This is a genomic window from Chryseobacterium sp. MYb7 (genome assembly GCF_002979455.1).
In the GTDB taxonomy this organism is placed as follows: domain Bacteria; phylum Bacteroidota; class Bacteroidia; order Flavobacteriales; family Weeksellaceae; genus Chryseobacterium.
In genome coordinates, this window is the sequence record NZ_PCOU01000038.1 from 20638 (window position 1) to 41183 (window position 20546).

The 20546-nt window shown below is 35.4% G+C and carries 19 protein-coding genes; 10 read left to right on the plus strand and 9 right to left on the minus strand.

Annotated elements, in window-relative coordinates; genetic code table 11:
* The first annotated feature begins 77 nt into the window (after positions 1 to 77).
* Complete coding sequence (locus tag CQ046_RS21695; protein ID WP_105704270.1) at positions 78 to 1904, plus strand: alkaline phosphatase; 1827 nt, start codon at positions 78 to 80, stop codon at positions 1902 to 1904.
* 212 nt (positions 1905 to 2116) lie between these two features.
* Here the strand turns inward: CQ046_RS21695 and CQ046_RS21700 are convergent, their stop codons facing one another.
* The 5 genes from CQ046_RS21700 to CQ046_RS21720 form a co-directional block, all read right to left on the minus strand.
* Entirely contained in the window at positions 2117 to 3115 is a 999-nt protein-coding gene (locus CQ046_RS21700; protein WP_105704271.1) for a phosphatidylinositol-specific phospholipase C, read from the minus strand.
* 346 nt (positions 3116 to 3461) lie between these two features.
* A complete protein-coding gene (locus CQ046_RS21705) occupies positions 3462 to 4142 on the minus strand; it encodes a hypothetical protein (RefSeq protein ID WP_228407021.1) in 681 nt (226 codons plus the stop codon).
* 252 nt (positions 4143 to 4394) lie between these two features.
* Positions 4395 to 5618, minus strand: coding sequence for a 3-phosphoshikimate 1-carboxyvinyltransferase (locus tag CQ046_RS21710; RefSeq protein WP_105704273.1), 1224 nt, complete (start codon positions 5616 to 5618; stop codon positions 4395 to 4397).
* 70 nt (positions 5619 to 5688) lie between these two features.
* Positions 5689 to 6015: a nucleotide pyrophosphohydrolase gene (locus tag CQ046_RS21715; protein WP_047385875.1), complete on the minus strand. Its 327-nt coding sequence runs from the start codon at positions 6013 to 6015 to the stop codon at positions 5689 to 5691.
* Complete coding sequence (locus CQ046_RS21720; RefSeq protein WP_105704274.1) at positions 6015 to 7424, minus strand: hypothetical protein; 1410 nt, start codon at positions 7422 to 7424, stop codon at positions 6015 to 6017. The genes CQ046_RS21715 and CQ046_RS21720 overlap by 1 nt, the downstream gene beginning before the upstream one ends.
* 184 nt (positions 7425 to 7608) lie before the next feature.
* Between CQ046_RS21720 and CQ046_RS21725 the strand changes: the two genes are divergently transcribed.
* Both CQ046_RS21725 and CQ046_RS21730 read left to right on the plus strand, forming a co-directional pair.
* Positions 7609 to 7860 carry a type B 50S ribosomal protein L31 gene (locus tag CQ046_RS21725; RefSeq protein WP_002976190.1) on the plus strand — a complete coding sequence of 84 codons (252 nt, stop codon included), beginning with the start codon at positions 7609 to 7611 and terminating at the stop codon, positions 7858 to 7860.
* A 96-nt stretch (positions 7861 to 7956) separates the two neighbouring features.
* Positions 7957 to 9117 (plus strand): GlmU family protein, encoded by a 1161-nt coding sequence (locus tag CQ046_RS21730; RefSeq protein ID WP_105704275.1) that lies wholly within the window; start codon positions 7957 to 7959, stop codon positions 9115 to 9117.
* Between the two features lie 31 nt (positions 9118 to 9148).
* Here CQ046_RS21730 and CQ046_RS21735 read toward each other — a convergent pair whose 3' ends face one another.
* Positions 9149 to 9970, minus strand: coding sequence for a hypothetical protein (locus CQ046_RS21735; RefSeq protein ID WP_105704276.1), 822 nt, complete (start codon positions 9968 to 9970; stop codon positions 9149 to 9151).
* A 309-nt stretch (positions 9971 to 10279) separates the two neighbouring features.
* Here CQ046_RS21735 and CQ046_RS21740 point away from each other — a divergent pair, with 309 nt between their 5' ends.
* The 6 genes from CQ046_RS21740 (at position 10280) to guaB (ending at position 15649) form a co-directional block, all read left to right on the plus strand.
* A complete protein-coding gene (locus CQ046_RS21740) occupies positions 10280 to 10789 on the plus strand; it encodes an RNA polymerase sigma factor (protein ID WP_047373602.1) in 510 nt (169 codons plus the stop codon).
* Positions 10764 to 11453 carry a hypothetical protein gene (locus CQ046_RS21745; protein ID WP_105704277.1) on the plus strand — a complete coding sequence of 230 codons (690 nt, stop codon included), beginning with the start codon at positions 10764 to 10766 and terminating at the stop codon, positions 11451 to 11453. Before CQ046_RS21740 ends, CQ046_RS21745 begins: the two co-directional genes overlap by 26 nt.
* Before the next feature lie 16 nt (positions 11454 to 11469).
* Positions 11470 to 12756: a DUF4252 domain-containing protein gene (locus CQ046_RS21750; protein ID WP_228407022.1), complete on the plus strand. Its 1287-nt coding sequence runs from the start codon at positions 11470 to 11472 to the stop codon at positions 12754 to 12756.
* A gap of 11 nt (positions 12757 to 12767) precedes the next feature.
* Positions 12768 to 13271 (plus strand): DUF4252 domain-containing protein, encoded by a 504-nt coding sequence (locus CQ046_RS21755; RefSeq protein WP_105704278.1) that lies wholly within the window; start codon positions 12768 to 12770, stop codon positions 13269 to 13271.
* Between the two features lie 23 nt (positions 13272 to 13294).
* Positions 13295 to 13999, plus strand: a complete 705-nt coding sequence (locus tag CQ046_RS21760) for a hypothetical protein (RefSeq protein WP_105704279.1) — start codon at positions 13295 to 13297, stop codon at positions 13997 to 13999.
* A gap of 189 nt (positions 14000 to 14188) precedes the next feature.
* On the plus strand, positions 14189 to 15649 hold the full coding sequence (gene guaB / locus CQ046_RS21765; protein ID WP_105704280.1) for an IMP dehydrogenase: 1461 nt from the start codon (positions 14189 to 14191) through the stop codon (positions 15647 to 15649).
* A gap of 109 nt (positions 15650 to 15758) precedes the next feature.
* Here guaB and CQ046_RS21770 read toward each other — a convergent pair whose 3' ends face one another.
* From CQ046_RS21770 to CQ046_RS21780, 3 genes are all read right to left on the minus strand, one after another.
* Positions 15759 to 16451, minus strand: a complete 693-nt coding sequence (locus tag CQ046_RS21770) for a T9SS type A sorting domain-containing protein (protein WP_105704281.1) — start codon at positions 16449 to 16451, stop codon at positions 15759 to 15761.
* 5 nt (positions 16452 to 16456) lie between these two features.
* Complete coding sequence (locus CQ046_RS21775; RefSeq protein WP_105704282.1) at positions 16457 to 17050, minus strand: phage tail protein; 594 nt, start codon at positions 17048 to 17050, stop codon at positions 16457 to 16459.
* A gap of 162 nt (positions 17051 to 17212) precedes the next feature.
* Complete coding sequence (locus CQ046_RS21780; RefSeq protein ID WP_105704283.1) at positions 17213 to 18283, minus strand: DUF4407 domain-containing protein; 1071 nt, start codon at positions 18281 to 18283, stop codon at positions 17213 to 17215.
* 225 nt (positions 18284 to 18508) lie between these two features.
* On the opposite strand from CQ046_RS21780, the gene CQ046_RS21785 reads away from it, so the two are divergent.
* Positions 18509 to 20407 (plus strand): zinc-dependent metalloprotease, encoded by a 1899-nt coding sequence (locus CQ046_RS21785; protein ID WP_105704284.1) that lies wholly within the window; start codon positions 18509 to 18511, stop codon positions 20405 to 20407.
* The last annotated feature ends 139 nt before the right edge of the window (positions 20408 to 20546 follow it).

Consider the following 20546-nt stretch of genomic DNA (forward strand, 5'->3'; position numbering starts at 1 on the left):
TCTGTGATGATATAGTTTTTTTCAAAGGTATGGAGATAGGCCGTTTGTTGGGCCTATAATAAAATAATGATATAAGAATGAAACTATCAAAAATACTGGCTGTACTGGCCCTGGCTGTTTTTTTCGAAAATCAGGCACAGAATTATTTACATTATAATGTAGGAAATGCACATTCACATAATGACTATATGCAGGAGATTCCTTTTTGGCAGGCTTATTATGCTCAATTTGGTTCTATCGAAGCAGATGTTTTTCTGGTAAGTGGTAAGCTTTGGGTAGCTCATACAGAAAAGGAACTTTCTGCAGATAGAACACTGGAGAATCTTTATCTGGATAATATTTCAAAACAAATTAAACTCAACAAAGGAAATATCTATCCTGATGCCAATAAAAAGCTTCAACTGCTGATTGATATTAAACAGGATTATAAAACATCATTGGATGCTTTAGTCAGTACTTTAAAGAAATATCCAGAGATTACTGGAAATTCGGGAATTAAAATTGTCATTACCGGAGGAAGACCTCAACCGGAAGATTTTAAAAACTATCCGAATTATCTTTATTTCGATGGAGATCTTGATAAAAACTATTCCACAGATCAACTGAAAAGAATCGGAATGTTCAGCGCAGACCTTCCGGGATTGGTGAAATGGAATGGAAAAGGAATTCCAAGGGATGAAGAAACGCAAAAAATCAAAACAGCAGTTGATAAATCGCATGCTCAGGAGAAATCGGTTCGTTTTTACGGAGCTCCGGATTTCCCAAATGCCTGGGTAAATCTCATGGATTTGGGCGTGGATTACATCAATACCGATCATATTCCGGATCTTAAAAAATTCATGAACACGATTCCCCAAAACTTTTATAAGAATACAAAAGAATACAGTACTTATACTCCGACCTATCAACCAGACGGTGTGGTGAAGAAAGTAAAGAATGTCATTCTTCTTATTCCGGACGGAACTTCTTTGCCACAATATTATGCTGCTTTTACCGCAAATAAAGGGAAGCTGAATGTTTTCAACATGAAATTCACAGGACTTTCCAAAACCAATTCTTCCAACGCTTACATCACAGATTCCGCACCGGGCTCTACAGCATTTGCGACTGGTGTGAAAACCAAAAATACTTTTGTGGGAGTTGATAATATGGGAAAAGCATTAGCACAAATCCCTGATATTATTGCTGAAAAAGGAATGACTTCCGGATTGATTTCCACAGGAGATGTTACAGATGCTACGCCTGCAGATTTCTATGCTCATTCGGATAACAGAAACAGCTCAGAACCTATTCTGAAAGATTTTGCCGCTTCGAAAACTAAAATACTGATCGGCGGTCCTACAAGCGGATTGTCTCAGGATAATCTGCAGAAATTCAAAGAAGCAAAAATAGATCTTTACCAGAATTTGAAATCAGTAGCTAAAATAAATAACCGCACTCTGGTTATTGATCCTCTGGCTTCACAAAGAATAACCAATGGAAGAGGAAACTGGCTGGCTGATGCATTTGATCTTACTTTAAATGATCTAAAAAACAATAAAAAAGGATTCTTCATGATGATTGAAGCTTCCCAGACAGATGGCGGAGGCCATAGCAATAATATAGAACAGCTTGTTACAGAATTACTGGATTTCGATCATGTGGTAGGGAAGGCCATAAAATTTGCTGATGAAAATAAAGAAACATTAGTGATTGTAGTGGGAGACCATGAAACAGGGGGATTAACCCTTTTGGACGGTAGTCTGAAAGAGGGCTGGGTATTTGGAAATTTCAGTACGAATGATCATACCTCTATTCCATCAAGTGTTTTTGCTTACGGACCAAATTCAAAAGAATTTACAGGATTGTTTGAAAATACGGAGATCTTCAACAAAATATTGACAGCTTACGGAATTCAGAAATAACTTTTTAATTTATACTTTTACTTTTACAAAGAGAGACTGTTTCAAAAACGAAACAGTCTTTTTTATTAATTTAAAATGATCAAAGATTAAGTAGATACCTATAATTAATCTGCGTAATCTGTGAAATCCGCGGGAGATAAAAGTAGAACAAAATTCAAAAAGGCTGCCTCAAAAAGAGAGACAGCCTTTGAGTATATCTAACAAATAATAATTTAGAAATTTGTTTTAACGATTAATTCAGACAATTCAGCATTCACAAAGTCAATCGGCATTACTCCGAAAGATCCTTTAGTATTCGTCTGGAAGAATGTTTTAAGCTTTGGATTAATAGCATTGGATACGGTAGGAATACTAGGAATTCCGAAGATTCCAGGTTTATAACCGCTGGTGAAATTCACGAAAAGTTTCCCATTCGTATCATTTTTAGCTTCATTAAGAAGGCTGGAAATCCCATTCCACTTATCATCATTGTTGGTTACTTTATAATAATCCTGTACTTTTAACTGTACCCCGGAATTGTTGATGTCAAAAGTGGTATTATCCGCCCATGGCGAAGCATTGATTCCCTTAGTTGTTCCTGCAGAGAATCTTCTTAATAATTTGATCTTTCCTCTTACAGCACCCAGCGTAGGAATGTTTGCATCAAGATCCCATTTAGAAGGGTTTTTCTGTACATAAGAATCAAATGTCTGTTCAAAGCTTCTGGTCGTGTTGGAAGCATCGTATTCTTCTTTTACAGACATGATGATTGTTTCAGATGGATGGCTGTTAAGGAACGCATAGCAGGCATTCAAGACATCATCAAAATTCAGATTTTGGTAAATCGCTCCGTGATGAATGGCGAAAGAATTGTCAATATGCCTGCAACGTATATCCAGGAAACGAACTCCTGCATTCAGTTGTTCTGCAATGCTGAGGTTTTGAGTTTTAGCTGTACCTGATACAACAGGGGCATCTACACGTGCTCCGGAATCATGAGTTCCGGGAATCGAGATTTTTGATAGGGAAATATTATCCTGAAGACCAGACATCCAGCTATTCATTTCAATGGGTGCTAAAAAAGCTCTGTTGTTAGTTTTTGTAAAAGAAGCTAAATTGTTTTCATTAGAATCCCTTTCAATCAAGCTGTCATTCGAACAGGAAAAAAAGATAGATGCAGTAACAACCCCAAGAGTGATAGCGGTCATACGTTTCATGCTTTGTTTGAACATAGTTTTTTTATTTTTTAAAGTAGCTTAAAAATAAGAATATATCAAAACACAAGGAGTTAATTTAACTTTAAGAGATAATTAAGTTGGTATAAAGTCAGGAAGCTGGTTGATGGATGCTGGAAGAAGGAAGACCGATTTTTATTAATGCAAAGTTTATTTTTTGTTTCGGAAATATAGAGGAAGCAAAGATGAAATCAATAAAATTGATTTTTCTAAGCTGATGTATAAAAGAAAGCTTCATCCCCGACATAGTCGGTTTCTTAGCTCTCTTTAATATTGCGGCAGGATTATTTTTACTTTGCGTTTAAAATAAATAAAAAGTAACATCCATCTTCAATCTTCCATCCTAAAAAATAAAATCCTCCTTCAACCCGGAAACTTTAAACTTATGTTCCCCGATTTTGAAATCATCCATTCTGATGAGGTTCTGAAGTTTGTGAGTAAACTCCTTGTGGAAATCCTGAGGTATTTTCGCATCATCATCACAGGATGAATATTCCCTGTCAATAATTACTTTTCCGGTAGAAAAATTGATTTCATTCGTAAAACTGAAATCACAGGTGTCTTCAAAATGATCAAGTGATCCTATCAGATAGAAATCTCCGTTTTGAAACCTGAAAGTATGTTTGTATTGCTGAGTATGCCTGGAATTGGTGAAAAAAGATTGCCTGATTTGAAGGCTGTTATTTTTTATGTTAATTTCAAGCGTATTATCTGAAGGGTAAAATCCGGTTCCACTTGAAAAAAGAATAGAAGAATTCTTTTTCCAGACTTTGAGTCCGTCATTTTCGTTTTTTAGAATATAGAAAACTCTCTTGTAATCTGTGGTGCCTTCCAGATTTCGGTCGTCTGATGCTTTTATATTGGTATCAAAGACTAATATCATTTCATCTGTTCCATCTTTGTCAAGATCACCTGTGGCTTCTGCAATCTGGGTGTATCCTTTCGGAACCGAAAAGTTTTTCAGAGTCTGAGCAGATAAAATCGAAACAGATAAAACAGCCAAAAAGGAAAAGAAAGTTTTCATTATTATTATATTTAACTTGTTTAAACTTTTGTTTTTGAAACATTAAGATTATGTTAAGTTGTTAAGACTATTAAGATGAGCTTCGCTTTAAGCTTAAAAATCAGAATGATTCATCTTAACTATACTTTATTTCTTAAATCCTACTTAATGGTTTTAGCATATATTCAACATTGTTTAAACAGCTTTATTGTAAAAATGTGGTAATCCGAAATAAAAAACATTTTCAAATTACCACACTTTTATATTGTTAAATTAATGAGTCAGTATACTTTCAAGATCTTTCCAGAACATCGGATAAGACTTTTCTACTACATCTTCATCTTCAATATTCAGTTCTTTAATCAGGCAGAACGGAGCAAAACTCATCGCCATTCTGTGATCCTGATAGGTTTTGATTGAAATATCATCTTGTGGTTCTCCGAAACTAATGGATTGAATGGTTAAATCCGTGATTTCTGTTTCAGTACCCAGTTTTTTAAGCTCATTATATAAAGCAAGAAGCCTGTCGGTTTCCTTTACTCTTAATGTTCCCAATCCGGAAATCTCAAAAGGAATTTTTAAAGCAGCAGCTGTTACACATAGAGTTTGTGCAATATCCGGACAGTTGTTCATATCCAGGATAATCTTTTCTGGGAAAGAAAAATCTGACTGAGGTTCCAGGGTGAGTTGATGCTTATCTTCTGAGAATGTAGTTTTAATCCCGAAGAACTTCTCGTAGATGTCAGCAATTGCAGAATCTCCTTGTGTGGATTCTTTGTAAAAACTTTTCAGGTGAATGGTCTTTCTTCCCAATGCACAGATAGAGTAGAAGTAAGAAGCCGAGCTCCAGTCGCTTTCCACTTCATAGTGAACTGCTTCGGTATTATTGTCAGGAGTGAAAGGTTCTACTTTGATGGTGTTTCCTTCAAAGCTGCTTTGAATGCCAAATCTGGTCAGAATATCAAGGGTCATTTCAATATATGATCTTGAAGTAACATCGCCCACAAGATTAATGACCAAACCATTTTCTAGCTTTCCTGCAATAAGAAGGAGTGATGTGATAAACTGGCTTGAAATATTAGCCGGGACATTCACAGAAGTCTGAGTGATCTTTCTTCCGATAATTTTTAAAGGAGGAAATCCTTCATTTTCCATATATTCAATTTCTACTCCAAGATCTCTCAAAGCAGTTACCAGATTTTTGATGGGTCTTTCTTTCATTCTTCCGGAACCGGTAAGAACGGTTGTCTTTCCTTCCTGAATAGAATAATAAGAAGTAAGAAAACGCATTGCCGTTCCTGCATGATGAATGTCTACCACGTCTGTATCTTCGGATAATGCTTTTTTCAGCAACTGAGTATCCTGAGAATTGGATAGATTTCCGATTTTTATATTGCTAAACAGACTTTCCAGAATCAATAAACGATTCGAAATACTTTTCGAACCGCTGATCTGTACTGTTTTATCATCTAATAATTTTGATTTTTCTAGCTTCATTATAATCTACATTATCTTTAAAAATGATGAGTTATAAATTCATGCATCATTCATAACTCATCATTTATCATTATTTCAATTTTTCGTTATTCTGATGGCGGTCTTTATCGCGGTCAGTTTTTATTTTCATTTTTCTGTCGAAGGCATCCTGCAGATTCACTCCGGTCTGATTGGCCAGACACAACGTTACAAAAAGCACATCTGCAAGCTCTTCACCAAGATCTTTAGTCTTGTCGCTTTCTTTTTCGCTTTGTTCACCATATCTTCTGGCAATGATTCTGGCAACTTCACCTACTTCTTCTGTCAGCATCGCCATATTGGTCAATTCATTAAAGTATCTTACCCCAATGGTTTTGATCCATTCATCTACCTGCTGTTGTAACTGCGTAATCTCCATTATTGATAAGCTCCTAAAGTTGGATTAGTCGTTCTGGATACATTCACAATATCGAAAGGCACCGTTGCTGCTACAGCTGTATTTCCTTTTCCTATGGCTGGAGAGGTGGATTTTACTCTTAAATTCATTTTAGCCATAAAATAATTGACAAACTGAGGATCAGTATTTTTAGTGGTTTGTACTACACGCGGATTGTTATCAAAAGTGAAACCTGCTCCCGTTGCACTGGTATATTTGATTAATGAATTTTGAAGTAAGAATTCAAACTGCTGTCCCGGAGTCTGTTCAAAATGCACAGCATCATCCCTGTCAGAATATACAATACTGTTTTTGATATCAAGAAGTTGTAGAGCTCCTTGTTGGGTTTGCCCGGCATCGTTTTTCCATTCATTGGCTGCAAAAATTCCGGTTCTGTCGAAAGAACTCATGGTCTTAGAATAATTCGCAATAGTAGCATGGGTATAACTGTGTTTTCCACCAAGGAAGATTCCGATACATGATAAACCACAATTGTTCATCACAAGGTTATTGGCATTCACGGTAGAACCTACTGCATAAATTCCATATTCAAAGAAAGTATGGATGAAAGAATTAGTAATAGTAGCATTGGTTTGTCTCATATCAAGACCCCTTGTTCCTCCGAAAAGTCTGGCATGATTCATATTAAGAGTAGAATTGGCTTCCATTCTGATTGAATTCCAGTTTTTAGGAATCGTATCATAATAAGGATCATTTCTATCACCACGAAGAATAACCTGATCAGTCTGAGTTCCATTAATATTTAAAACAGCACCTGAAGAAACTTTCATTCCGCTGTTTTTGTGGAAGTAGACTTTAGTTCCGGCGTTGATATCAAGAGTAACACTTGGATTGATAGTAAGATTTCCGTAGATGATCTTTGCTTTATTGTTATTCCATGTGGTGGAACTGGTAATTACATTTGGATTGCCAGGTGTCTGGATAAAAAACTCAGCATCCTGAACCACGGAGAATAATGTCACGTGTTGTTGCCCGCCAGGACTGGTGAAAAGTACCTTGTCTTCAGCAATAGCTTCAGGTCCGGTAGCTTGAGGAGCAATTTCAACAAATATATAAAGACTGTCTTTCTTTCTTAAAGGAACGTTTTGAAAATCATATCCTGGTTTTCCATCCACATTGATTCTATATAATGATGCGGCACCCTTTTCAAGATTTACTCTTGGGATCATGATATCTTTGTCTTCATTATTATATACCTTTACAACATAAGTTTCTGAACGCACCTGATGATATACCGTATCACAGAAGACCGTATCTCTTGAAAAACGTAATTGCTGTGTAGGGCTATCAAACGTTATATCATCTTTATTACATGATACTGCTACAAGTAACATCCAGAAGGAAAAAGCCAGTAATAATTTGAATTTCATTGAAATTAAAGTTTAAGTAAGTTCCAAATTTAACGAAAATACTTTGAATTTCTTATCAATAAAAAAATATTGAATCGAGTATTTGGAATTTAGAAAAAATGTTGTATTTTTGCAACCTAAAATTTAGCAGAGAAATATCCATTACTATTTCGAAAGCAAACTTAATTTTTTTAAAAATAGTATTATGAAAAACGGAATCCACCCAGAAAATTATAGACTTGTTGTTTTCAAAGATATGAGTAACGACGAGGTGTTTCTTTGCAAGTCTACTGCAGAAACAAAAGACACTATCGAGTATGAAGGACAAGAGTATCCTCTAATCAAAATGGAAATCTCTTCAACTTCTCACCCTTTCTACACTGGTAAAGTAAAATTAGTTGACACTGCAGGTAGAGTTGATAAGTTCATGAACAAATACAAAAAATTCGCTAAGTAATTTTTGTATAATTAAAATAGTAAAGTCTTCCAGTTTTTGGGAGACTTTTTTTATTGTAAATTTGTTAATCTTAAACTTTAAACCAAAAACTGAACGATGCAATTAGTATTTTCAGATGCACAATATTGGGAAGACTTTCTTCCACTTACCTTTACACGCCCGGTTGCTGCGATGCGATGCGGAATTCTTACATTCTCTGAAAGATGGCAGAAAATCCTTGAAAACACTGAGGTTTCATATTTCACAGAAATGTATCTTCAGGATAAATTTAAAAGCCCGGAGGAAAAAGAAAGTCTCTTTTTAGTTCCAAACTTCCTTCCTACAGAAACTGTAATTCAACAGATTAAAGATCTTAAGCAAGGAGAAGCTTTGGTTTATGAAGACGAATTGATAGCAGCTAAAATCAATATGAAAGGTTTTTCTCTCAATCAGATTGAAAAAATGACCGATATTAAAGAAGATCTTATTTTCTTCAAAAGACCAAAAGATCTGTTTTCTTATAACCATCACGCGATTGATTTCGATTTTGAATTGCTTACCAAAGGAAGAACTTCGCAGGAACTATCTTCCACAAACGGTTTTTTAGGAGATAAAAAAGATTTGTTCATCGAAGAAGGTGCTGAAATTGAATTTTCTACTCTGAATACTAAAACCGGGAAAATTTATATCGGTAAAAATGCTGAAATAATGGAAGGCTGCCATCTTCGCGGACCCATCACATTAGGAGAAGCTTCCAAATTTAATCTTGGTGCTAAAATTTATGGAGCTACCACTATCGGACCTCACTGTAAAGTAGGTGGAGAAGTGAATAATATTATTATTTTTGGCTACACGAGTAAAGGGCATGATGGTTTCATTGGAAACTCAGTCATAGGAGAATGGTGCAACTTTGGTGCAGATACCAATTCTTCCAATATGAAGAACAATTATGGAAATGTAAAGCTGTGGAATTACAGAACAAAAGCATTTGAAGATACAGGCTTACAGTTTGCCGGTTTGATCATGGGAGATCATTCCAAAGCAGCAATCAATACCCAGTTTAATACAGGAACGGTAGTTGGAGTTGCTTCCAATATTTTCAAACCAGGTTTTCCTCCTAACCTTATAGAGAGCTTTTCATGGGGCGGATTGAAAGATGATGAAAGATTCAAGCTTGATAAAGTATATGAAGTAGCAGAAAAAGCCATGGCGAGAAGAAAAGTAGCTTTAACGGAAGAAGATAAAGCGATTATAAAACATATTTTTGATACGTATTAATAAGAGAAACCTCAGAAATTTTCTGAGGTTTTTATTTTGAATATAATAAGTATAAAGTGTCTACAAAGTTATCTTGCGAAATAATATCAGCTTCTTTTCCTTCAAAAGAAAAATAGTGGTATTGAGGATTCTCCTTTCTTAATTTTTCAAATTTTTCTTTGCTAATATTTCTTCCATCGAAATAGTAATAATTTGGAGGTGGATTTTCGATAATGACCACCGCTCCAATTACAAATTCTTTATAGCCAATTTGAAATTTCCTATTTTCAATTTTCTCTTTTCTTGAGAAGATTATGGTTTGATTTCCATAATTATAACTGCTTACTGTATCTTTTCCCTTATGTTCTTTTAGTTTTTCTTCATTTAATTGATCAAAACTAAAATATAAAACATTTTCTTCTTCAATAAGATCGTTGGGAATATCAAGAGAGAAATAACCATTTTGATTCGTTACAGATTTTATTAACTTATCTTTATTGATAAAGTAAACTTCTGCATTGGGAATTATTTTCTGCGTTTCTTTGAAAATTAATTTTCCCGAAACTTTTGTAATATCAACTGCTTGTTGTTCAGTAGTAATTTCAGAATTATTTTGAATCTGCGCCTGAATAAAAGTAAGATTGGTAATTAAAATAATTCCTGTTGCAGCTAAAGATAATGTTCGCCTTGAAATTCTTCCGCAGATTTCTTTGCCATTAGCCGTTTGAAGAATCTCATTAATTTGTGCATCCGTTTTCTCCGTAAAATCTACGATACATTTTGAACATTTCTCGCAGAATTTCCCTGAAGGAAAATCCTGCATATTTTCCCAGTTTTCTGGGCAGGGGTTTTGGATTCTAATTTCGTTTTTCATAATTTGTGTTGGTAAATGAACCTCCAGCGCTGGAGGTTTTATCTTATTGTTAATACCATTTTCTTTTTTTATTTGATTAAATATATAAAACTTTTATTACTCTACAAATGTGTGAATAATATTTTGAAATATTACGGTAAGAAATTACTGGTTTCCGTAATGTGCAGTGTTTTTCTAATAAAAAAAGACATATAATTTTAGAAATAGTTTCCGGATAAAAATAAAAATTTCAGAATTTTTCAAAGTTTTTTTATTTTTGATGTAATAGATCTGTAACGGCAGCTGTCTTACCTATAAGAAACAAAACTCATGACCCAAGAAACTTTCAAGAATACGGTGTTTATTCTCAAAGACGAGATGTATCGTTTTGCGAAGCGGTTTGTCATGAGCAGTGATGAAGCAGAAGATGTGGTACAGGATCTCATGATGAAGTTTTGGCAGAAGAGGGACGAGCTGGGGCAATTCGGGAATTTTAAATCCTATGCACTGAAGTCTGTCCGGAACGAATGCCTGAACCGCCTGAAGCATCACGATGTAAAGATCGGCTTTGCGGATATGCAGCTTCATCGCTCGGAGCTTTACAGTATGGAAGTTGATAACCTTAAGGAACATATTGTAGGATTTATCAATCAGCTCCCCGAAAAACAAAAGATGGTCATCCACTTGAAAGATGTAGAAGAATACGAAGTTTCCGAAATTTCTGAAATGCTGGAAATGGAGGAAAATGCAGTCAGAGTAAATCTGATGCGTGCGAGACAAAAAGTAAAAGAACAAATCTCACAACTGATGAGCTATGAAAAAAGATCAATTACAAGATAAATACGACGAAATCTTCCGGGATATTAAGGAAGAAAAAATGGACTGGAGTTTTGAAGACTTTCTTCAGACTGCAGAAGGTGCGGAACCTGAACAGAATACTGCACCTGTTATTCCATTGCAAGAAAAGAAAAAGCCTTCCTTTCCTAAATGGTTCTGGATGGCCGCCAGTGTGATGCTTATTTTTAGTATAGGATTGTTTTTTAATTATAATAATTCCGGTACAACAGATGCACAGGACCAAGAAAAACTGGTAAAAGACGAGATCTTAAAACAGAAGTCAGGATTTATGGAAGAAAACAATGATCACCAGGAACAAGTAGCAGTAAATCATACTGATTCTATTTCCGGAGTGAAAAAAGATTCAGTTTTCCAGGAAAATCAGGTGGCAGAAAAAGATGTAATGGACGAAATCCTGCCCAAAAGAGGAAGACTGAAAAAAGAAAGAAAACCCAGATATGTTGATAATTCTTCCTTCCCGAATAAAAATTTAAATGATTCTGCAGTAGCATACAATGACTCTTATGTAATTGTAAACGGAAAAAGAATCAGTAGTGAAAAAGAAGCCCTGGATGTTACAAGATACTCCTTTATGAAATTAGGAAGTGAGTTTAAAAAAACAGTAGCATCTTCTCAAAAAAATGAAAATCTTGACAGCGAATACTAAAAATCAGAACAATCCCATGAAAAAAATATTTTTTATAATAGCCATAATGCTAAGCAGCTTTGCAACTTATTCTGCACAGACTGAGAAATTGGATAAGCTTTTTCAGGATTTTGAAAAAAATGGAAGAGTAACATCTATCAACATCAAGAAGCCAATGTTCAAACTATTGAATACCATTGATGTGAATGATGCTTATATTGGAAAAATAAAACCTATCTTGAATGAGGTAGATGGTCTTAAAATTCTGATTATCCCTAAAATCACTTTCCCAGACCGTTTAAAAGATGAGAATCTTGCCAATATAAAAATGAATGAAGATAAGACAGAAAGAGTGAACAAAGCTTTAAAGTCTCTTAACTTCAATGAACTGATGTCCATGAGCAGTGATGGAACCTCTATGAAGTTCCTGGCTGAAGAAGAAAGAGATAATTATCTGGAAAATCTTGTTTTCAACGTTGATTCCAAGGAAGAGAATATTATTTTTATTCTCAACGGAAAAATGAAATTATCAGATGTCAATAAAATCATTAATTCTGGTGAAACAAGTACTTCTACTATGACTAGTACCACGAGAAGCAGCCTTACATCAGATAATATTTCTTCTTACCTGAACGGAGATAACAGAAATGTAGGTGAATTCTCAAAAATAGATGCCAGCGTTGGGGTAAATGTTACCTTCAAACAGGAAAATACAAGAAGTGTAAAAGTAATCGCTGATGCGGATAAGCTTCAATACGTTATCACTAAAGTAGAAAACGGAGTGTTGAGAATATATGTAGACAATAAAGGCGTTCGAAATCTGAGATTTAAAAACCTGAACGTTAATGTTTCTGCCCCTAGAATTGACGCTATAAAAACATCATCAGGCAGTGTATTTACAGCAGTAAATCCAGTTACAGAAAAAAATATGGCAATTGAAGCAGAATCTGGTTCTATTATTAAAGGAACTTTCAATGTGGATCAGACAGCTGCAGTGGCCGTGAGTTCAGGTTCTGTAATGGATGTGGATATTAAAACACCCAACCTGGCATTGGATATTTCCAGTGGTGCAAGCATTAGCTTATCAGGAGAAGCTGCTTCTGCGGTGATTGATATAAGCAGTGGAGCATCCTGTAAAGCGGATGATCTTAAGATCGGTACAGCAGTAGTAGAATCTACTTCGGGGGCAAGTCTTTCCTTGCTGGTAACAGATAAACTGAAAGTAGGCGTTTCATCAGGAGCCGCTGTAAAATTGAGAGGAAATCCTGAACTGGATGCTAAAGTAGATAAAGTGTCCGGAGGAAGCTTTAGACAAATCAAATAAAAAACTAACCTATGAAGACTCTTAAACACATTTTTCTCACTATTCTGGCAATAGGATTGTTTCAGTCATGTATTGTTTCAGAAAAACCGAATATAGATTTTTTCCAGAATTCAAAATATGATTTCAAGGGAGCACAGTTTGCCAGTATTAATGTACCTATGGTTTTGGCTAAATCTTATATTAAGAAAGCCCTGAGAGAAGAAGGAGAAAGTGAAGAGACCATAGATCTTGTTAAAAAGGCTTCCAAAATAAAAGTACTTACCGTAACCAACGGAAGCAAAGAAATGCTAAATGATTACGCCCAGTTTTTGAATAATAACCATTATGAAGAATGGGCCAGTATAAAACATGAAGGAGACGATATCAACATACGCGTAAAACAGGATGGAGAGATTATTAAAAATATGCTGATTACCGTAGGTTCCAAAAAGAATGAAATGGTGTTTGTAGATGTGAAAGGGAATTTTACTGCCAATGATATTTCAAAAATGATCAATTCTGTTTCGGATAAATAATCACAACTTTAAATATTTAAAGCATGGAAAAGTTAATAAGAGAAGTTCGTATCCTTAAAATTTATGCCGTTGTACTTACCATACTATGTGCCATGTTTTTCTTCCTTGCATTTAAAAATCAGTCTTCCAACGAACGTTTTAAAGAAATAGATGTAGAACGTATCAATATCGTTGAGAAAGACGGAACACTAAAGATGGTCATTAGTAACAAAGAACGCCAACACCCCGGTTTGGTGAACCATAAAGAACTGAAACCCCGCGAGAGAGAAGCAGGACTTATTTTCTTCAATTCCATGGGAGATGAATGCGGAGGTCTTGTATATGATGGCAATGAAAAAGAATCCGGAATGGTGTATTCTGTAGATCAGAGAAACACAGATCAGATCATGCAGCTTCAGTATTTTGAAGGATCCGGACAAGATAAAAACAGAGTATATGGATTAAAACTTTGGGACCGCCCAGATGATTTTCCACTGGAAGATATTATTAAGTTTGAAGACTCTCTGAAAAAATTAAATGACCCGGCTGCAAGTAAAAAAGCCTATGCAAAACTTAGAGAAGAAGGAAAACTTACCAATGAACGCTTCTTTGCTGGTAAAACTGCCACTGGTGATGTAGGGATCTTTATCCGAGATACCAAAGGAAAGGTAAGATTAAAACTATACGTTGATAAAAATAATCAAACCCATATTGAGAATCTTGATGAAAGTGGAAACCCTGTCAAATAAACCATTCATGTTCATTATTTAATAAATAACTAAAGTAGTTTCATACTTATTCAATTATTTTGTATCGTAACCGTTCTGACAAAAGAACGGTTTTTCGATTTAAGTTATTGATTATTAAATTTTATTTAAACTATTAAAAAGGATTTTCATATCTCACCAAAATAACCTAATTTTGCAAAGAAAGTAAAGATGTCTATTCATAACAAAATTGTAGAGACAGCCATCACTTTCGATGACGTTCTTCTAGTCCCTTCTTATTCAGAAGTTTTACCTAACCAGGTTTCATTAAAATCAAGACTTACCGACAAAATCACGCTGAATGTTCCGATAGTTTCCGCTGCGATGGACACTGTTACTGAAGCTGATCTGGCTATTGCTCTGGCAAGAGTTGGAGGGTTAGGATTTATCCACAAAAACATGACGATCGCTGAGCAGGCTGCTCAGGTAAACCGTGTGAAGCGTTCCGAAAACGGAATGATCTCAGATCCGGTTACATTATCTAAAGATCATACTTTAGGTGAAGCTAGAGATCTTATGTCACGATATAAGATTTCAGGACTTCCCGTGGTAGATCCTAATAATGTTCTGATCGGAATTATTACCAATAGAGATGTAAAATATCAGGAAAATCTTGATATGAAAGTTGAAGAGATCATGACCAAAGAAAATCTGATCACTTCCGACAAAAACACCAACCTTGAAAAGGCAAAAGAAATCCTTCTTAAAAACAGAGTTGAAAAACTTCCTATCGTTGATAAAGACAATAAACTTGTAGGTTTAATTACCATCAAGGATATTGATAATCAATTGGAGTACCCGAATGCTAATAAAGACGAAAATGGTCGTCTTATCGTAGGTGCAGGAGTAGGAGTAGGAGAAGATACATTGACGAGAATTGAGGCTTTGGTAAAAGCAGGAGTTGATATTGTTGCCATAGATTCTGCGCACGGTCACTCTAAAGGAGTTTTAGATAAAATTTCTGAAATCAGAAAAGCATATCCGAACCTTGATATTGTAGGAGGAAATATCGTAACTGCAGATGCTGCTAAAGATCTTATTGCAGCAGGAGCAAACGTATTAAAAGTAGGAGTAGGACCTGGATCTATCTGTACAACCAGAGTAGTTGCCGGAGTAGGAGTTCCTCAGCTATCCGCAATCTATAACGTATACGAATATGCTAAATCTCAGAATGTAGCTGTAATTGGTGATGGTGGTATCAAACTTTCAGGAGATATCGTTAAAGCAATTGCCAGTGGAGCAGGTGCAGTAATGTTAGGTTCACTTTTAGCAGGTACAGATGAAGCTCCGGGAGAAGAAATTATTTTCCAGGGGAGAAAATTCAAATCTTACCAGGGAATGGGAAGCCTTTCAGCAATGAAGAGAGGTGGTAAAGAAAGATATTTCCAGAGTGAAGCTAAAAAATTCGTTCCTGAAGGAATTGAAGGAAGAGTTCCCCACAAAGGAAAATTGGAAGATGTGATCTTCCAGTTGACTGGAGGTTTGAGAGCTGGTATGGGATACTGTGGAGCAAAAGATATTGAAACGCTTCAGAGAGATTCCAAATTAGTAATGATTACTGGAAGCGGATTGAAAGAGTCTCACCCGCATGATGTAATTATCACACAGGAAGCTCCGAATTATTCTTTATAAAAATTAAGAAATATTCAATATAAAATGTCCCCATTGGATTGGGGACATTTTTTTTATTCTGTTTCAAAAATTCCGAAAGCTATAACGGTTTATTCCTTTTGAGAAAAGGTTATTTTTTAACGAATTTAAACTGATGAGTCTGAAAATTTCGGGTGCTGATTTTCAATACATATCCACCAGGAACGAGTTGTGAAACATCAACCTTCGAATCAAACGCTTCAGATTTTACAAGACGGCCGTCAATATTATAAATCTGGATAGACAGTCCGTCATCAATACCTGAAATACGGATAAAATCTGTTACAGGATTAGGGAAAATCTGGATTTTATTTTTCGAAAATTCTGAGGTCCCTAATGTTGAACTCTGCACATCACCGGTCATGGTAGAATTTACCGCGGTAAGATTTCCGCCGCATTGTCCGCTTGTAGCTGTTGTATTCTCTATCCATGTTCCGACAGTATTACCCGGAGGGATTGGGATTGAGTTATTTCCTGTCGAATTGTAATAGATTAAAGCCGGATTGGCAAAAGTTCCATTTCCATCATCAGCAATAAATTCCCATCTTGTAAGAGTATTGTTCCACTGGATTTTAAATTCGCAGGTTCCTAATCCACCACAATCTTGCCCACCATCAATAGGAGTAGTCATATAGATATTCTTATTAAAGGCATCTACCCCTGTTTTGTTAAATACATAAGTATTAGGAGGGCTGCTAAACAGATTAGGACATCCGGTAAAAGTTATTGTCTGCGCAAAAGCTGAGCTTCCCAGGGCAAGACATACTAAGTAAAGAATTTTCATAGCTGTTAGTTTTGTGATGGAAATACTCCCACTAATGAAATAATACATTTCAATGTAATAAACGGAGGTCTGTTTTCATGGGGCTGGCTTCCGCCGGTGTTGTTTATCATTGTACTCTTCATAGTAGTATTTGCCGCTGCATCAGAATACTCTTTGTCCAGAACTTTGGTATCTGCCGGAAGACTGTTGGTAGGAGAATTTTGATTTCCCTCAGTAGTTACTGCATTTACCGTATGGCTATGTGCCGGCATTTGTGTTACCAATAATGTTACACTTTCAGTGCCTCCGGTCTGTCCCATGGTGTATGTAGTAGGGCCTCCCGGAGCCTGTCCGTTATGAACAAGTACTCTTCCTCTCATATCCGGCAGAGCAAAAGTGGTTGTTCCGTTTCCTCCATAAGTAGTTCCCAGGAGTGAAAAAAGGGCTGTGTTTTGTGCAATAGACAGAAGTTGTCCGTCACATGATGCCCAGTTTTTAGGAACAAAATTATAAGGAACAAAAGCAATTTGACCTAAAAATGGTTCCGATGCCTGAGCTTTTAAGGAAGGAGTGAATGCACTGCTGATTAGCAATGTACATGCAATAAATAAGTTTTTCATGATGACAAGGTTTTAAGTAGTATAAATTTATAAAATATTTTACATAAAACGTTTATAAATAAAAAAACCTTTCATTATATAATGAAAGGTTAGATTTTATTAATTAAAATTTACTTTTTTATAGTTTTTTTTCTCTAATGTATTACTCTTTTAAAATTAACTTTAATTTTTCAGATTATCCTTAAAATCCTCGATCCTGAAATCAGTCAAAGCATTTCCTTTTTCAATTTTCTCTTTAGAGTAAAGCCTGAAATCATTTTCTGTTTTTTCCAGAAGATAATCATAAGGTCCTATATGAGAAATTAGTTTTACCAATACCGGAGAAATTTCAAGACAGATAAATAATCCCATGATAAAAGAGGCTGCAAGTCCTATGATCGCAGAATTTTTTCCAAGCTCATCCAATGCCTGAAGTCTTGCCGCAAATCCATTGAATTTATCTTCAAAAGTCTCTGTAGATTTCCTTTCCGTTTCAAGGTTGGTATATACCTTAGAAATTTCTTTATCCAGATACTCCAGTCTTGGAGCAGCCTGTTTCTGATAATTTTCCAGATCCTGTTTACGTTGTTCTTTTAATTCCTGTTTACGTTTGGCATTTGGTCCGTAGCCTTCTTTTCCACTGGTTAATCCAGATTGTTTTCCGAGAATTTCCTTTTCAAGCTCTACTGAAGCAGAATCATATGCTTTCTGGTACTGAGCAATTTTTCCGGAAATTTGCTGTTTTTCTGTTTCGAAAGGTCCGCTTTGTTGAAGAATTCTTCCGTTCATTTCCCCTTGAAGCTGTTTTTTATTTCTTTGAATAATGGTATTCAGCTGCTTGTTTACCTCTTTCTCAAAAATTTTAAGCTCTAATGGTTTCGAAATAATGATCCCTAAAAATGTAGCAAGGATAAGACGCGGAATGGCCATTAGAATCTGATTCCACCAGGTTCCTGTCTTTTTGATGGATGAAACAATATAGCGGTCAAGGTTAAAAATCATTAATCCCCATAGAACTCCAAAACCTACTGAAGTCCAGATATTATCAAATACCGTATACATGGCATAGCCTGCAGACAAAGTAGCAAATACCGCAGTGAAAAGCACGATCCCTCCAATTCCGGAAAATTTATTCCATTCACTCGGAGTCTTTCTTAAAATATGGATGTTCCCTCCGGAACATACCATCAGAAACTTTTGGAACCAGTTTATTGTATGAGTTCCTTGATTTATAGTTTGTTGGTTTGTTTTCATAACTGAAAATTTATACAAAGGTAGTACTAAAAATCATACCAATGTAAAAGATAGTATTATGTTTTACCAAGTAATTGTTTATTTTGTTACATTTTATTGTAAATCAGGTTTTTAATTTATTTTTTTGAAATTATAATAAAAAACAAAAATTTTCGCTTTGTGTTTTGAGTTTTTATCAATTAAAATGATAATTTTGCCGCGAATTAATTAATAGAAATTATATAAATGAAAAAAATTAACATTCTATTTCTACTTTTGTTATTTGTGAATGTGTTTTCCCAAAGTCAAAACCATTACTGTGGATTTGATAGTGAAATGACTAAAATGGATCAGAGATTTCCAGCACTAAAACAACAGAGAGAAGAGATTGAAGCCAGATTGAGAAATGTGGATCAACAGTCTTTCCTTAATAAAGTAGGTGGTTCTACTTCATGGAACGGACTTTATACAGGACAGGTTTTTGAAATCCCGATTGTAGTACACGTTATTGAGTCAAGTGCAGCAGCTAATGCTAACTTAAGTCTGACAGATCAGAATATCATTGATTGGGTGAACCGTGCAAATAGCATGTATGCTACTACCTATGGAAATGGATTTTATCCTGAAGGGTCAGGCGCAACAGGAGGAAATGTAATTCCTTTTAAACTGGTATTGGCAAAAAGAGCCCCAAACTGTTCTCCTACAACAGGTATTGTAAGATATAACGGAAGTACTATTCCTAATTATGATCTGAGAGGAGTAGATTCAAATGATGGAGGTAATGGTGCCAATGCATCTGATATCAAAACAATGGCACCACACTGGCCGGAAACTTCTTATTTCAATATTTATATTGTCATAGGATTTGACGGGCAGCAGCAGAATGCCGGAGGGTTGATGGGATACGCAAGATTCCCGGATTCTTATGATTATTTTTATGAAAGCTTCATGAAAGTAGCGACTTTGAAAAATCTTAATGATACTACTCTTACTCATGAACTTGGACATGCATTTGGTCTGTACCATACTTTCCAGGGAGTAAGCTATACGAATCAGTCAGCATGCCCGGTTAATAATAACTGTGATACAGATGGGGACAGAGTTTGTGATACTTCACCATCCAGAAGTATGTATGGAGTAGCTGTACCTAATAATAATGCTATCGATCCTTGTACAACTCAGAATTATGATGGAACTCAGTATAATGTAATGAATTATACCAATTCCAACCGTAAATTTACCGAAGGCCAAAGAAACAGAGCGATCATGCAAATGATGGAATATAGAAAAAATCTGATTACTTCTACAGCAGGCCAGGATCCTACGGTTGTAGTTCCATCTCCTGTTTCTGTAGTGGCAGCACAATGTAATCCTTCCGGAATTGTAAACCCTGCAAATAATAATTTTGCAATTGGTGCTACAAGAGTTCAGTTTGGTTCAATCAACAGTACTACCAACGGATATGACTCTGATGAACCAGCTCCAAAGTTTTATGAAGATTACTCCACAGCAACTTGTATAAGACCTGCTTACTTTACTGATATCCCGTCCAATACAAGTACTGCATTAAAAGTAACATATGCCAATGGATTTGGCCAGTCTAACAGATTCAGAACAAAAGTATGGATAGATTATAATAATAACGGGACATTTGAAGACTCAGAGGCTGTTGTAAATAATGTTTCTTCTCTTATTGTTTCTCAGGGTGTTAACATTGTTACCACCAATATTACTCCTCCGGCAAATGCTGTTGCCAATACTTATGTAAGAATGAGAGTTGCGGTAGATCCATCTTCTTATGGAGGGACCACTTTTTCAGATTTGACAGCTTGTTCTCAATTACAATATGGGCAAATGGAAGACTACGCAGTAAGAATTACAGGAAGCTTAGGAACAGTAGAAGTTAAAACAGCTGCAGAGTCAAAATTAGTATACCTGAAATCAGAAAACAAACTGAAATTGGCAGGCGGTAAAAATGATGTGTTTGGTGACTACCAGATTTATGATTTAAGTGGTAAGCTTATTCAAAAAGGAAATTCTAAAACCAATGAAATTCAGATTGAAAGGATATTACCAAAAGGAGCATTTATAGTAAGTTACTCTAATAAAAATATAAAAGAATCTAAGAAGTTCTTAAATAACTAAAAAAAAGCCCTTTTTAAGTAGCCATGGTCGGAAGAAAAATCTTCCGACTTTTTGTTTTTAGATATTCAATATTATTATTTTAATTAACTGATTATCAGTTAATTAATTTATTTTACCGTTTGTTTTTTGTATCTTTACT